The sequence below is a fragment of the Bacillus sp. AFS053548 genome, assembly GCF_002575105.1.
GTDB lineage: Bacteria > Bacillota > Bacilli > Bacillales > Bacillaceae_G > Gottfriedia.
Genome location: NZ_NUHI01000022.1, coordinates 1 through 15,442, shown reverse-complemented (window position 1 = coordinate 15,442; position 15,442 = coordinate 1). Strand labels below are relative to the sequence as shown.

Annotated in this window: 12 protein-coding genes; 1 reads left to right on the top strand and 11 read right to left on the bottom strand. The window is 32.5% G+C overall.

Annotated features, from left to right (window positions below; translation table 11 throughout):
• Positions 1-51: 51 nt before the first annotated feature.
• Positions 52-1,473: a glycosyltransferase family 2 protein gene (locus CN946_RS10995; protein ID WP_098861151.1), complete on the bottom strand. Its 1,422-nt coding sequence runs from the start codon at positions 1,471-1,473 to the stop codon at positions 52-54.
• Between the two features lie 164 nt (positions 1,474-1,637).
• Between CN946_RS10995 and CN946_RS10990 the strand changes: the two genes are divergently transcribed.
• Positions 1,638-3,179 carry a hypothetical protein gene (locus tag CN946_RS10990; RefSeq protein WP_098861150.1) on the top strand — a complete coding sequence of 514 codons (1,542 nt, stop codon included), beginning with the start codon at positions 1,638-1,640 and terminating at the stop codon, positions 3,177-3,179.
• A 45-nt stretch (positions 3,180-3,224) separates the two neighbouring features.
• On the opposite strand, the gene CN946_RS10985 is transcribed toward CN946_RS10990, so the two are convergent.
• From CN946_RS10985 to CN946_RS10940, 10 genes are all read right to left on the bottom strand, one after another.
• The gene (locus tag CN946_RS10985) at positions 3,225-3,701 is read right to left on the bottom strand and encodes a hypothetical protein (protein WP_098861149.1); all 477 of its coding nucleotides are present in this window, start codon (positions 3,699-3,701) and stop codon (positions 3,225-3,227) included.
• A gap of 72 nt (positions 3,702-3,773) precedes the next feature.
• On the bottom strand, positions 3,774-6,251 hold the full coding sequence (locus CN946_RS10980; RefSeq protein ID WP_098861148.1) for a transglycosylase domain-containing protein: 2,478 nt from the start codon (positions 6,249-6,251) through the stop codon (positions 3,774-3,776).
• 193 nt (positions 6,252-6,444) lie between these two features.
• Positions 6,445-7,362, bottom strand: coding sequence for an alpha/beta hydrolase (locus CN946_RS10975; protein ID WP_098861147.1), 918 nt, complete (start codon positions 7,360-7,362; stop codon positions 6,445-6,447).
• A gap of 694 nt (positions 7,363-8,056) precedes the next feature.
• Positions 8,057-8,356 carry an ATP-binding protein gene (locus CN946_RS10970; protein WP_286133910.1) on the bottom strand — a complete coding sequence of 100 codons (300 nt, stop codon included), beginning with the start codon at positions 8,354-8,356 and terminating at the stop codon, positions 8,057-8,059.
• Between the two features lie 395 nt (positions 8,357-8,751).
• Positions 8,752-9,258, bottom strand: a complete 507-nt coding sequence (locus CN946_RS10965; protein WP_098861251.1) for a (2Fe-2S)-binding protein — start codon at positions 9,256-9,258, stop codon at positions 8,752-8,754.
• 10 nt (positions 9,259-9,268) lie between these two features.
• Complete coding sequence (gene pucD / locus CN946_RS10960) at positions 9,269-11,542, bottom strand: xanthine dehydrogenase subunit D (protein WP_098861145.1); 2,274 nt, start codon at positions 11,540-11,542, stop codon at positions 9,269-9,271.
• Positions 11,543-11,553: 11 nt separating this feature from the next.
• Positions 11,554-12,438, bottom strand: coding sequence for an FAD binding domain-containing protein (locus tag CN946_RS10955; protein ID WP_098861144.1), 885 nt, complete (start codon positions 12,436-12,438; stop codon positions 11,554-11,556).
• Positions 12,435-13,079: an NTP transferase domain-containing protein gene (locus CN946_RS10950; protein WP_098861143.1), complete on the bottom strand. Its 645-nt coding sequence runs from the start codon at positions 13,077-13,079 to the stop codon at positions 12,435-12,437. The genes CN946_RS10955 and CN946_RS10950 overlap by 4 nt, the downstream gene beginning before the upstream one ends.
• A complete protein-coding gene (locus tag CN946_RS10945; RefSeq protein ID WP_098861142.1) occupies positions 13,069-14,112 on the bottom strand; it encodes an XdhC family protein in 1,044 nt (347 codons plus the stop codon). The genes CN946_RS10950 and CN946_RS10945 overlap by 11 nt, the downstream gene beginning before the upstream one ends.
• 215 nt (positions 14,113-14,327) lie before the next feature.
• Positions 14,328-15,071 carry a GDSL-type esterase/lipase family protein gene (locus CN946_RS10940; RefSeq protein WP_286133905.1) on the bottom strand — a complete coding sequence of 248 codons (744 nt, stop codon included), beginning with the start codon at positions 15,069-15,071 and terminating at the stop codon, positions 14,328-14,330.
• Between the last annotated feature and the right edge of the window lie 371 nt (positions 15,072-15,442).

Genomic DNA, 15,442 nt, shown 5'->3' with positions numbered 1-15,442 from the left:
CTACTATAAGGGGATAATATCATAAGCAGTCTTTTTGATTGAATAATAAAGTTAAACACCTTTTCTCTTCATTTCTCCCCAACCTTTTTTTTGTCCTAAGAATATGCTGATTGTTGCTGCTACACGCCAATAAGTCAGAATAGGACGATACCAGATCGCTTCTGTTAACGAATAGAAAAATAAGCGGTTTAACTCACTAATTTTTTTATATTTTTCTAAACGCCATTCTTCTAATAGCACTGCGCTTACAGAGAAAAATGAGCCATATATAATCATTAAAATTAAAAGTGCAATGGAATACAAAATATTTATATTCTGTAAAGTAATGTTTATTATTAATGACACATAACCAAAAAACTCAATGATTGGGCCTAAAAATTCTACGAAGAAAAAATATGGCATTGCAATAAATCCAATTGAGCGGTAATTTTTATTGAAAATCATTTTACGATGAGTCCATAAACTTTCAAATAATCCTCGGTGCCATCTTACTCTTTGTGTTTTTAAATATCTAAAAGAATCTGGTGCTTCAGTATAACAAACTGGATCGGCTACATATTCAATTTTTGCTCCCCAATTCTCTTCGATGTTTTTACGGTGAAGGCGAACGACGAGTTCCATATCTTCTCCAATTGTATTCGTTAAATATCCTCCTACTTGAATGACCCTTGACTTTTTAAATACACCAAATGCTCCAGATATAATTAGTAATAAGTTTTTATTGCTAAGTCCAATTCGTCCAATTAAAAAAGCGCGCATATACTCGATAACCTGCATTACTACAAGTGGATTTTTCGAGAGACGCATTTCATTTACTTTGCCTAGTGAAGTTTTACTGCCATTTGCAATTAATACATTTCCACCAGTAGCAAGTATTTCGTCATCAGTATTTTCAATTATTGGTTTCATAATTTTAAGGAATGAGTCAGAATCAAGAATTGTATCGCCATCAATAGAAGCAAAGTAAGGATACTTACTAAAATTAATTCCAGCATTTAATGCATCAGCTTTTCCACCATTTTCTTTATCAATTAAAAATAGAAAGGGATAAATTGCTGATTGATAGATATTCTTAATTTGTTTCGTTTCAATTCCATTATGCTTATGAAATACCTTGTTTTTTAACACTGTCATCTCGAATCGGTCGATCGTTTTTTCTAGAGTTGTATCTTTTGATCCGTCATTAATGACGATTACTTCAAATTCCGGGTAATCTAGCCTACCACTACCTGTTACCAAAGATAAAATTGTATTAATTACACCTACTTCCTCATTATAAGCAGGTACAAGTATAGAAATTGGTGCAGTAAAGGCAGACTCTTTTAATCTTTTATATTGTTCAATTTGACTTAGACCTTTTTCTCTCTTTAATCGCATAAATGCTAATAAAAATAAGATTAAATAAGTTGAACAAAGGAGCAACACGTAAATGATAATCACTTTATTAAGAATTAAAAAGAATATATTAATCATATTCCGTAGTCCTCTCCAACCATTCTTTTGATATATTTCTTGCATATGCATCGGGATCAACAAATGATAAACATAAAGGTAATGTTGAATTTAATGGTCAGTACTTTCAAACAAATAACGCTACTCCTTTTGAAACTTGGCTAGCAAGTATTTTAGACAATACTGTGAAATATGAAACAGAAAAGTATTCTTGGCAGCGTCCAATTAGCTTCGCGAATTGGGTAACTACCGATCCTATTCATCATCCAAATGAACCTATGGTATATGAAGATATGGTTTCTTTAGATCCAAATCATGTAAAACCAAAGCCATCATTATATCCGGGATATTTTGCTTCCTATCATGTATACCCTTATTACCCGGATTTTTTGAATTATGAACCAGCTTATACGAATTATACTGATTCTCGAGGAAAGAAGAATAGTTATGCTGGATATTTACATGATCTAAGAAAAGTACATACTATGCCAGTTTTAATTTCAGAATTTGGGGTACCTTCTTCACGAGGTATGACTCATCGCAATCGTAATGGATGGAATCAAGGGTTACATAATGAGACAAATCAAGGACAAATCACTGCTCATCTGCTTGAAGATATACAAATAGAGGGAATGGCAGGAGGAATTGTATTTTCATGGCAAGATGAATGGTTTAAACGAACATGGAATAATAGGAAATTAGATGATCCTGAACGTCGACCATTTTGGTCAAATGTTCAAACAAGTGAGCAGCAATTTGGTTTATTATCTTTTGATCCGAACAATTCAAAAGTCATTTCTGTAGATGGTAATCCAAGTGATTGGAAAAAAAATAAAATCAAATCAGCAAATATTAAGAATGCGAATTTTATTAAATCTCTTGATCAGAACGACAACGAACGGAAATTAAAGAATTGGTCAATGTCTAGTGACGTGCGATCAATTAATTTCCTTTTAAATTTTGAAAAAACTAAACAACCTTTTGATTGGTCTAAAACGGGAGTTATGCTTTTGCTAGATACAATTCCAGGTCAAGGACAACACCAACTTCCATTTGACAAAACGGTTAAAACTGAAAATGGAATTGATTTTGTAATTGACTTAAATGGACCTAATGATTCTCATGTTCTTGTAGATAGCTATTATGATCCATTTTATTATGAATACGCCAATCTATTACATTACGCTCCAATTGAACCGAATGTAAATGCGAAAGATAATGGCATCTATCATAAAATCATGCTTGGATTAAATCGACCACTTGTAATCCCAAATTTAAACGGGAAATCACTAAACTTGCCTTTGGAGTCTTATGAAACAGGTAAACTTATGTTCGGAGATGGAAATCCACTTCATAAAGATTTTAATTCTTTAACTGATGTATCCCTCAATAAAAAAGATCATGTGTTAGAAATTCGTATCCCTTGGCAATTATTAAATGTGAAAGATCCAAGTACACGTGAAATAATGGGCGATATATGGAAAGGTGGATTAGAAAGTCACGATAATATAAAAAAAATTCAGGTAGCTGTTGTTACTTATCGTCCTACTGAATCAAATAAGGAATTATCCTATTCAACTGTTAGACAAAAAAATGGAAAACTTTTAATGGATGATTTTTATTCTTATACTTGGAAAAAATGGGATAAGCCTATATATCATGAACGACTAAAAAAATCTTACTACATTTTGAGAGATACATTTCAAAAAGCTGACACTATTAAATAACACAGCCAAACTAATGCCCCCGACTTTTCGGGGGCATTAGCATTTTCATTTTTTGTAAATATTTGCATGAAGAATGTTCTTACATTTTTTAATCTTTTGTTTGATTTGCATATTTTCAAAGAAATATACTTCTGTACCTGACCAAATAAATACCCAACATACTATGCTTAATATGCCTCCGATATAGGCGTGACTTTTTTGAAGCTTTAAGTAAAACAAGCCAATGATAATACCAAAAACAAATAAAATAATTGTCTTTTTAATATTTCTAGCATAAATCCGTTCATCAGTTTTCATGAGATTAGAAAAAGAGTTTAACGTCGCAGTTTTTAATGAATTTTCATCAAATTTATTTTGACCAACAAATAGTAGCTCTATTTTTTTTCTTTTAGCACTAAGTAGTTTAGATAATATAAAATCTTCTAAATCAGAGCTTAAGTGTAAATAGTCATCGCTATAATAACTTGCAAATGGATTATCTGACTCTTTTAAAAAAATATTAATCCTTAATTTATCTTCCATTTAAAAACTCCTTTAACATTATTCACTTGAAAAAACGCATTGATATTTTCTCAATGCGTTTTAAATTTAGATTTAATGTGGATTATTAGGATTAGGGACGATTGGATTTATTATATTATCTCCATTCTCTCCCCCTGTACCCGGCGTTTGATCACCTGGCTTTGCACCTTCTCCTGTCCCGTTTCCATTCCCTTGCTCATTTCCAGTACCCTGTCCATTTCCAGTTCCTTGTCCACCTTCATTTGCAGGTGGAGTAGTTGGTTGTTCAGTTGAAGATAAATCAACAGTAACTGTAACAGGGCCACTCTTACCTTCAGTACTCGTAGCAATAATCGTTATTTTTACAATATCTCCAGGGACAATTCCATTAATGCTTGTTGCTGTACCCTGAATTTTCTGAGTTTGTCCCGCTGCACCATTTACAGTATAACTTACTTCAAAAGACGTCTTTTGAAGCAGATTTGCAGGATACGACCAATTTAATGAAATATTACTTGTAACAGGGTCATAATTTGCCTTAACATTTTTTGCAGACTCAATCACTATATCTTTAGGAATATCATCTACTTTTTCCCCTCGGATGTATAATTCGTTTCGAATTTCTTCAACTGATGAAGGTTTTCTAAATACTGCGTTTCGATCTCCATTGGCCGCTAACATATCTCTTGCAATGAATTTGGCAATATTCGTTGAACCTTTACCAAGAAAATTATTTTTTTTATTTTTTTCATACCCTGTCCAAACAGCCATTGTAACATCAGAAGAATATCCAATAAACCAACTATCACGAGTTGCGTTATCCGGAAATCCGTATTTTTGTTTAACTTCATCAGAGTAGTTTGTCGTACCTGTTTTCCCTGCCATATCTAGACCTGGTACATTTGCTCTTTTACCAGTGCCAAGTGGTGTTTTAACTACATCGCGAAGCATATCTGTTACCATATATGCAGTATAATCACTCATTACTTGTTTAGGATCAGTTGCAAATACTTTTTCAGTTTTATCAGGATAAATAATTTTTTTAACGGAGTGAGGCTTATTATAAATTCCACCATTTCCAAATGCAGCATAAGCTCCTGCCATCTCCATTGCTGATACACCTGTGAATCCTCCTATTGAATAAGATTCATAATATGTATTTTTTGAAAAATTAAACCCTAAACCATTCCCAAATTCTCTAGAACGATCACTTCCTACAGCCTGGAAAGTCTTTAATGCAGGAATATTTCGGGAATCGACTAATGCTAATCGAATTGAAATATCACCTTTATATTTTCGATCCCAGTTTCTAATAGGTGTACCATTAGAATATGAATAAGGTTCGTCAAGTATTTGATGATAAGTTGACCATTTTAAATACTGAATAGCTGGACCGTAATCAAGTATAGGTTTAATTGATGAACCCGGCTGTCTTTTAATATCAGTTGCAAAGTTTAAACCACCAGTACTTGTATTTCTACCAGCACCTACTGCTCGTATTTCACCCGTTTTCGTATCTAATAATACAAAGCCCGTTTGAAATTCATCACTAGGATAGAAGCTTTTACCTCTACTTAATATTTCATCCGCTTTATCCTGTGCTTTAGGATCTAATGTTGTTTCAATTGTAAGTCCATCAGTATAAACATTTGCATCACTGTTTTTTTCTACTTCATTTACGACTACATCGATAAATGAATTGTATTTTGTACCACCAGATTCATGAACTTTTACTAATGATTTCATTGGTATTGCTTTTGCAGTTGTAAATTGTTCCTCTGTAATATAACCATATTTTTTCATTTGACTTAAAACAGTATTTCTACGATTTTGTGACTCAATAGGGTGCTTTGCAGGATTATAGCTATTTGGAGCCTTCACCATACCTGCCAAAGTTGCTGCTTCTGGTAAGGTAATTTTAGATAAATCTTTACTAAAATAAGTTTCACAAGCTTTTGCTACACCATATACTCCTCGCCCTTTAAGTCCATTTGAAAAGTAGACTTTATTTAAATACATTTCTAATATTTGATGTTTAGAGTATCTTTGTTCTAATTTAAATGCTAAGTACATTTCCTGAACTTTACGCTTAATTGTTTTTTGAGAAGATAAAAATGAATTCTTTACTACTTGCTGCGTGATTGTACTTCCACCTTGCGATCCGAAACCACCAGTAATATTCGCTAAAACTGCACCGAATACTCGACGAATGTCTACGCCTTTATGTTTATAAAACCGCACATCTTCGGTAGCTATAAATGCGTCTTCTACAACCTTAGGAATTTCATTGTAGGACACTTTTGTACGTTGTTCTCTACCTAACTCTGCGACAACTTTGCCTTCCTTATCAACAATAGTCGAAGATAGTGGTACCTTGAGTTTTGATTCATCTAATGCGGGTGCTCCGCTAACTAAATATGAAAATATTCCTACACCAATCAGTATGAAAACAATTACGATTGATAATAATGTTACAGTAATTTTTTTCCATAAGCCGTCAGACTTATTGGAAATTTTAGAAGGCTTTTCCAGCCGTTTACGTTCCTCTCGCGAACGATATTCATTTGCCATCTTAGTTCACCTGCCTTTTTAGTAAAATAGAGCTTTTTGGGGCAAATATTATACTTTTTATTTAAACCAATTTATAAATATTAGTATTTTCTACACGCTCTACTTTCATGTACTGAAGAATATCTTTCTCAAATAAAAAAACAGATAAACCGCTCTTTAAGGTTCATCTGTTTCACAAAATCTAATTAGTTATTTAATTTGCATTAGAAGAAAACGTCTTTTCAATAAAATCAATTACTTTCTTCGTATATGGTTCCGGTTCTTCAATAAATGTTGTAATATGTCCATGTTCTGTTAACCATAATGATTTTTCGTTTTCATTAGGGATTTGATTATAAATCATTTCACTACTACTGAAAGGTACTTTCAAATCATTCTTTCCATGAATTAATAAATAATTTGTAGAATTTCCTTTTTGAACAGAAATGACTGGAGACACTTCTTTTGGGTCAATTTTTAATAAATGTTTCATTGAACGTAAAATGATTGAAGTAAAAGGTTTTTTAGGTAATTTTGACCAAACACTTAAATTATCTTCCAAATAAGTTTGTAAATCATGAAATGGACTATCTGCAATAACTCCTTTAATTTGCGGATGAAGACTACCAACAAGTAAACATGTCGCCCCACCCATACTCCATCCAAGCAAAACAATTTCTTGTTGATTTCGTTGGTTAATCACATATTCCACTGCCGACGATAAATCATACTGTTCATAATATCCAATTCCTGTCGTTCGTCCACCTGATTTTCCACTATTACGGAAGTCAAACATCAATACATTATACCCTTGATCATGGATTGATTGCACAATTCGAAGACCATTAATCTTTTTTTGACTTCGTTCATCTGTGTATCCGTGTGCAGTTATGACAGTTTTAGTTGTTGAATTTTTTGCTGGTATCCACCATCCCCTTAGCACAACTTGATCAAGATTACTCTTAAATTCAACCTCTTCAAATTGCAAATTGTAATCGGCAGGGGTTTGTTCGGTTTTTCGTCTAAATGGATGTGTTAAAACTAAACCGACTAATATCGGTATTAGAAAGAATAAAACCGGAGACAAAATTAACATCCAAATTATAAGCTTATTTATTTTTTTCCGTTCCATCTTGCACACTCCTTTTGTCTGTTAGCCAAATAGAAGTTCTTCTATTTAAATTATGAAATATGTTAGACTTTGTTAGTCTTAATGAACTTTTATTTATGAATTAATTGTATCTTTTTAAGTTCCTGCTAATCAATAGATAAAGAGTGCCGAAATTTCAGTTATGCCGAATTTTTAGGCACCCCATTTAATGGACTTTATATTAACTATCAAAATTTACTTATATGCTAATTTCGTGACGTCTTCCATTATACAATCTTGTGGCCCTTGTCTACATGTTAAAATAACTAATGACTTTCAGAAGTTAAATTTAACATATAAAGTTTAGTGTAAATTCTTGATATCGGTATTTTTTGTGACGAAATTCACAAAGTTGCATTTGAGATATGACAGAGCATGAAACAATTAGTTAATGCTAGAAAGTGAAATGGCAACGATTGAGTTATTAGCTTAATCGTTGCCATCATCAATATTACTTCAAAAAGAAGTAACCGTCCTTCCCCAAGGACATATTAGTCAACCGTATCACTACGGATGTTGTACTTAAGTTTGGTATTACCAACACTAAACTCTTATTTATTATACCCATATTATATCAGAATTTATAATTACTTCTAACAACTTATAAAGGAATATATATAGAAATTAATTTATATTTAGACAAAGCTTTAACAAAATTATTTCTAGCGAAAAGTACTCATCTATTAAATCGAATATTAAAATTCGTACCTTTTTCACTAGTTGTAAAATCAATCGTTGCGTTATTTCGCTTAGCAATCGCATAACAAATTGCTAACCCTAATCCAGTTCCATTTTCTTTTGATGTGACAAATGGAGTGGATATTCTCTCGATTATTTCTGGTGGAATGCCATTTCCTTCATCATTAATTGACATAACAATTTTATCGTCTTCAATATAAGTATGTATCTTAACAATTTTTCTAACATCCATTGCATCTAAAGAATTACTAACCATATTTAAAAGTAGCTGTCGGATTTCATTTTGATCTATAATAAAATTAGGAATTTCATTAGCTCTCTTATAATGAGTTTGTCCTCTTTTAATGCTCTAGTTTCAAGTAATGGATATAAAGTATTTATTATTTGATTTAAATTATGTACTTCAAGTTTGTTAGGCTTTTTCTTTGCAATATCGAGAAATTAAATTTGCCATGTAAAATTTATAATTCATTTTAATCATTAAAAAAATGACTTTATTTCTTTTTTTTGAAACTAAATTCCTGTAAAAATCCATTTTTTGACGTTCTTTTCAATGATCAAAAGTAAACCTTTTTACACAAAAAACCCCCTCATATTTACCCTATGAATTATAGGAGAAATATAGAAGGACAAGTTTTAAACGAGTATAATTTATCTTACCAAAAAAAGAATTTAAAAATCATTCTTATTTATTATTGCTATTGCTTTTTGGATCGAACGTAAAATACCTGTGTATCCTGTACACCTACATAGATTACCCGATAAGGCTTCTTTAATTTCTTCATCTGAAGGATTTGAATTTGTGTCAAGAAGCGCTTTTACGGCCATAATCATGCCTGGAGTGCAATATCCACATTGATAACCGCCCTCTTCTAAAAAAGATAATTGGATCGGATGGAGCTCTTTGTCAGCTATTCCCTCAATGGTACAAATTGAAGTATTATTTACTTGATAAGCCATCATCAAACATGAATTAACTAACTTATTATCCATATGAACCGCACATGCCCCGCATCGACCGATTTCACATGAGATTTTAGTTCCTGTCATTTTTAACTCATCTCTTAATATATCGATTAAACGCATTTTAGGTGGAACATGTAATTGCTTTTCCTTATTATTTATTTTTAAATTTAGTTCAAGTAAATGAATAGGTTGATCTTGATCAAATTTATCCATGCCCATTAGCTCATCTCCTTGAATTTATTAGGTACAATAAATATTCTGGAGAAATTGGTAATTTATTGATCCAACATCCTGTTGCTTCAAAAATTGCCTTAGCAATTGCAGGGGCAACAGCAACTGTGCCGATTTCTCCAACTCCTCTAGGTCCAAATGAATCTTCTTCATTTAGACTTTCTATTGGAACTACATTTACTTTATAAGGAACATCACAAATTGTTGGTATTAAATACGTATCGAAGTTATCAGAAACGTATACACCTTTTTCCATAAAAGAATCTTCCATCAATGTATACCCTAATGCCATAACACCTCCACCCTCGATTTGTCCTTTATAACCTAAAAGATTGACAACTGGACCAGCAGCAACTACTTGGTCTAATCCAATGATCTTGATTTTACCAGTAAGGAGGTCTACTTCAACTTGTGCCAAAACGGATGCAAAGGAATAAAGATAGTGACTACCTCCAACAGTAGCATCAGGACTTATTGGAAAGTCAAAAGAAGTCTGAACGATTATTTCTTGTTTTTGGGGCAATTTTTGCGCAAGCTCTTTGTAAGGCATAATAAATTTATCTTCTCTACCGTTAACTTTTAGCCAAATCCCATTAGGTCCCATTTTAAGTAAGTTAATCGGTATTCTAGTAACCATTTGGGCTAGTTCAAGAATCTGATTCTTAAATGTTGCTTCCATTCTTTTTAAAGAATGCCACACCATACTTGTAGCTCTAGATGCTGTCGAAGAACCACTAATTGGCACCAATTCAGTGTCACCAATAATAATATTAATATCTTGTACAGAACAATTAAATTCTTCGATTAATAAAGTTTCAATTACAGCAAGAATACCTTGACCACATTCTTCAAATCCAAATGCTGCTTCTATTTTACCTTTTCGAGTAAACGATAACCGACCTCCAGCTGGGTCTATTCTGTCGACCCCAAGTCCTCCACCATGCATTGTTATAGCAATACCTTTTCCATAAACCTTCCAATTGTGATTAAGCTCTTTATCATTCTGTTTTTTCAGTAAAGGTAGTTTACTAATTTGACTTAATACGTCATAAGCACTATTTGTTGGGGCGATTTTTTGACCTAATGGCCCTAAATCATTCGTTTTTCTAAGGTTTATTAAACGAAATTTAATTGGATCCATTTTAAGTTTTTCAGCAATTCGATCGATTTGCCCCTCAAGAGCAAACGTAATTTGGTTTCCGCCAAATCCTCTAAATTCACCAGCAACTCCATTATTTGTAAATACTGAATACCCTTCAATTTTAATATTAGGTATAATATAAGGTCCTGATGCATGCTCAATAGCAAAATCTAAAACTGCAGGACCTAATGTTGCGTATGCACCTGTATCAGCAATAATTTTTACTTTATGTGCCACAATTTCCCCAATTGCGTTTACACCTGTTTTCATTGTAATTATCATTGGATGTCGTTTTAATCCAGACTTAACAGATTCGCTTCTACTTTGGTGAATTTTTATTGGACATTTAGTTTTTAGAGCTAACAAAGCACCATATGGTTGAATATTTAATTCATCTTTCCCTCCAAATGAACCACCAATAGGGCTAGAGATAATTCGAATAGTTTCTTCTGGTATATTTAGGATTCTGGCCAATTGAAACCGATCTTTAAAACCATGCTGTGTTCCAACATACACCGTTAAATTACCATTTATTTCAGGAACAATTACTCCACCCTCTGTTTCCATATATGCATGCATTTGCCTAGGTAACTCATATGTTTCTTCAATAATCGTACTACATTCTCGAAACACCTCGTCAACATCACCTTTTTGATATTTAGACTGATGCAATATATTTCCTTGTTCATGTAATTTAGGAGCATCAAGACGAAGGGCCATTTCAGGGCTATCAATAACAGGTAGCTTTCTATATTCCACTTTTATCAACTTTAATGCCTGTTCAGCGATTTCTTCTGAATCAGCGGCGATTGCTGCAATTGCATCACCGATATACCTTACCCGGTCTTTACAAAAAACAGGTTGGTCAGGAACGATCAGACCAAAACCATTTAAACCTGGAATATCCTTATAAGTAACAATAGCTCTAACACCCGAAATTTTTTCAGCTTCTTCAATCGAAATAGATAAGATCTCAGCATGTGGCTCTGTACTTCTTAATACTTTCCCATATAACATTTTTGGAAAAGAAAGGTCCGTAAGATATTTCAGATTTCCGGTCACCTTGTTTAGACCATCAGGACGAATTCTTCTTTCTTTATTTGTAGGGCTCAAATCTTTACGCATTCGATCACCTCTCATTTACTACTTAGTTTAGCAATCTCGGAAACTATAATATTAATTGTAATGTCCTGTTTATAGTTCGAAGATGAAAAATGATCAGAAGGAGGATTGAATTCCTTTTTGATTGACTGAGCTATTTCATTTAATTGAAAAGGTGGAAGGAATAACTCTTTAATAAGCTCTTCTGTAAGATCTAACCTTTGGGGTAAAAAAGAACTACCACTAACTGCTAAATGAACTTTTTCGATTGATTTTTTTTTGCTAATTTTTAAATAGCCAGAGATACTCACAATACTTTGACAAAAGTTTTCTCTTAATCCTATTTTTTGATAAAAATAATTTTCACGAGTATTCTTTTTTTGAACAGGTATTTTAATACTCACGAGTATGGAATTTGATAAAAAGTTCTTTTCTTTTAGACAATCTGTTAGTTTTTTTTCTTTCATTTGATCTCCATCATATAATAGTAGACTAGCATCTAATACTAATAATGCAGGAATGACATCACCATATCCATTCGCAACATTCCCCCCAATTGTTGCTCTATTCCGAATGGCCGGAGATGCAATATTGCGAACCGCTTCCACTAAGATTGGAACATTTTCAAGGAAGATTTCTTTATTCCTACAACAATCAAAAGTGGTTAATGCTCCAATTTGGATAAAAGTTTGCCTATTTTTTGACATTAACTTAATTTCTTTCAATTCTTTAATGTTTTCTAAACTTATTATATTTTTAGGACAATGATTTCCCTTTTCCCATTCAGTTTGTAAAAGAGTTCCTCCTGCAACTAAGCATGAATCATCATAAAATTGTCGCTTTAATTTGTATGCTTTCTCAAGTGTATCTGGAAACCAAACAGATGGAATATAAAAACTTGCATCTCCTTTACTAATCACAAATTAAAATCAACTCCCTTCGCTACTTCATACGCTTCTTTTGTATCGATATCGAAGAAATCCCATTTATTCTCAAATTCAACTAACAAACCTTCTAAATTAGTATGATTCCGAATAATTGCTCTTGCTCCTTCATCTCCAATTAACATGAATAAGTCAGGTATCGTATTTGGCGATAGGATGATTGGGGGTCTGGGAACACCTTGAAAGCTTGCTGCTAAAAAAGGAATTGTTGAATTCTCACTAACACGTTTTAAATAATTTTGATGTAATTTATTAATAGTTTGGATCGATAAAAAAGGTTGGTCTGCGAGGAGGATCATGATCCCTAAAGGCTTTGTTTTTAGGGCTCGAGTTAAACCACATTTTAAAGAATATGATTGTCCCTTATTAGCACTTGTACATAGAACATGTGACCATGAATCTTTATAAGGTTTTTGAAAAAGATCTTTGCTAATCCAATTTAGTGAATCATCTTCTTTTGTTACGACAAAAACATGGTCAATCTTAGAATTGATAAATTTACGTAAACCGTAACTTCCAACTGTAGAATTACTTAATGGAAGTGAAATTTTATTCTGTCCCATTCTTTTACTACTACCTGCAGCAAGTAATATTCCAATGATTCTACTATTCTTCATGCTTGGATATCTTCTTTATTCTTTGTCTCTGAATTAATTCACCAACAATACTGATTGCAATCTCTTCTGGGCCCTCAGCCCCAATTTGCAGACCAGCTGGACTATTTATTTCTGTATCTACTTTTTTGCCTTCCAAAAGTCGTTGGATTCGTTTTTTTCCACCAAGAACTCCTAAATACTTAAGAGTACTATTTAATATATGATTTAATATTTCCTTGTCTTTTTGGAATTGATGGGTAATGATTATAGCTGAATCAGAAGCAGTCAATTGAAGTCTTGGTATGATTTCGCTCGGAAATCCCACAAGGATTTGTTCTGCGTATGGGAAGGATTCTTTAGAACATAGATCCGCTCGCCAATCGGTTATAGTTACAAAGAATCCTGCTAAAGATGCAAGTTTTACTAAAGGAATCGCATCCTTACCTGCTCCAAACACGAATAATCGAGGCTTTGGATGAAAAGTATGTAAATACGTATTAGTTTCAAGCGGTTCAATCGTACGTAGCCCACTTTTTTGATTACTATAATGTAATTCATTAAAAGCAATTTTAATCTGATTTAATTTTCGCTCTTTACAGTTTCCAAAAAAGGTCTTTTCATCCACTATGAATAAAGTTTCAACTTCATTACTATCATCAGATAAAATTTTCATCATCGATACACTTGTACCATTTAATAGGTATGTTTTTAATTTAGTTAGTAAATTAAACATAGTATCATCAATTGGCTCTAAAAGCACAGTAATAATTCCGTTACACCCTGCTCCATTGCCCCATGTCAAATCATCCTCTGCACTCATGTCATAAGTAACAGTTTGAGGTGTTTTTCTTACTCTTGTTTCTTGAACTCGATATGACAAATCAGCTTCAAGGCAACCGGCACTAAGTAAGCCAACCTCTCTCCCATTTCCCTTAAATAACATGGAAGTTCCTTCTTTCCGGTAGGCTGAGCCTTCTACATGAATAATTGTTGCTAATACATCACCCTCTTTAGATGATGTAATCTCACTTAGTATCTCATGGATACTTTCCATTAGATCACTCCTAAATATAAAATCATTGATTCAAAATCCAAACGGCATTTTTTAGTAAATATTAATATATAGTTCTGTGATGAATGTGTTATGTCTCCATTCATAATTAATTAACATAAGAAATAGCTACAATAAAAAAAGATTAACCACAATTTATGGTTAATCGATAATTTTAAATAAGTTAAATTGAAAAATAAAAACATAATAAAAAATTTTTATTTTTTTATTCCGAGCGCGTTCCTTCCGATATTAGCTAGTACAGTTTGTCCATCTATAGTTGGATGTATATCCCCCTGTCTAACATACGTTGCTTGTTTTTCATCAAACGCAGAAAATGCATCAGCTATTTTTACATTTTTGTATTTACCTGCAATGCTAGCTATTTTAGGATTAATGATGAACGATAATAATTGATTTGATAGTTTATGCATCGGTTGATTATTTACTTGAAATGGATTATAGAAATTGTACAAAACAATCGGAGCATCGCTAAGTTCACGAATTTCCTTAATTATTTCATTTAAATTTCCTGTTAATTTTGGCATCATTGAAGCAATTTTTCCTGGAAGTTGTTCTAAATGATTACTTTTTTTCAAAGTATGTAACAAATCATTATTTCCTATATCTAAAGTAATATAGTCTGCATGTTTTATTGATTGTCTGAAATTGGTATCATATTTTATTGCTTGCAAAAGATTAGCTGTCGTCCAACCTGGAACGCCTAAATCACGAACTTCAAGGTTTGCGTTTTCACCAATTAGAAAAGGGAACGCATAATTTGATGGTATGCTATTAGTAGTACCTAAGTTGAAACCAAATGTTATGGAGTCTCCAAGACCTACAAGATCAATTTTTTCATAAGTATTAACTTTATCCTCTTTTGCAAGTGCAGTATTTGAAAATAAAGAACCTGCTAAAGCAAAAGTAAGAATCGTTATAACAATTTTTCTTCTTCTCAACAAATACGCCCCCTTAAATAAGTGTATTAAGATACTAAACTTCTTTTTATGATTAGTAAAAAGTAGTAATTCATGACTTAAGTTACCAATTTTCAGGATTATACTCTAATTGCCTTTTTTATAGGTATTGTGTTTTATTAAATTATTTGTCTAAATGAACAAAAACATGTAACCATTTAGCTTAGATTTAATAATAGTTGAAGGATTTGAGAAATAAAAAGGCTAACCGTATTAGTTAGCCTTTTGTCACGCTGTTGAAAAACAATCTTGTCAATTGCTTATTAAATTTTCGTAAAAGGAGTAGAGTGTTGTTGATTTCCATTACAGGATGCTCGCTTTCCATGGGGCGAGATTCTTTAGCCTCCTCGGCA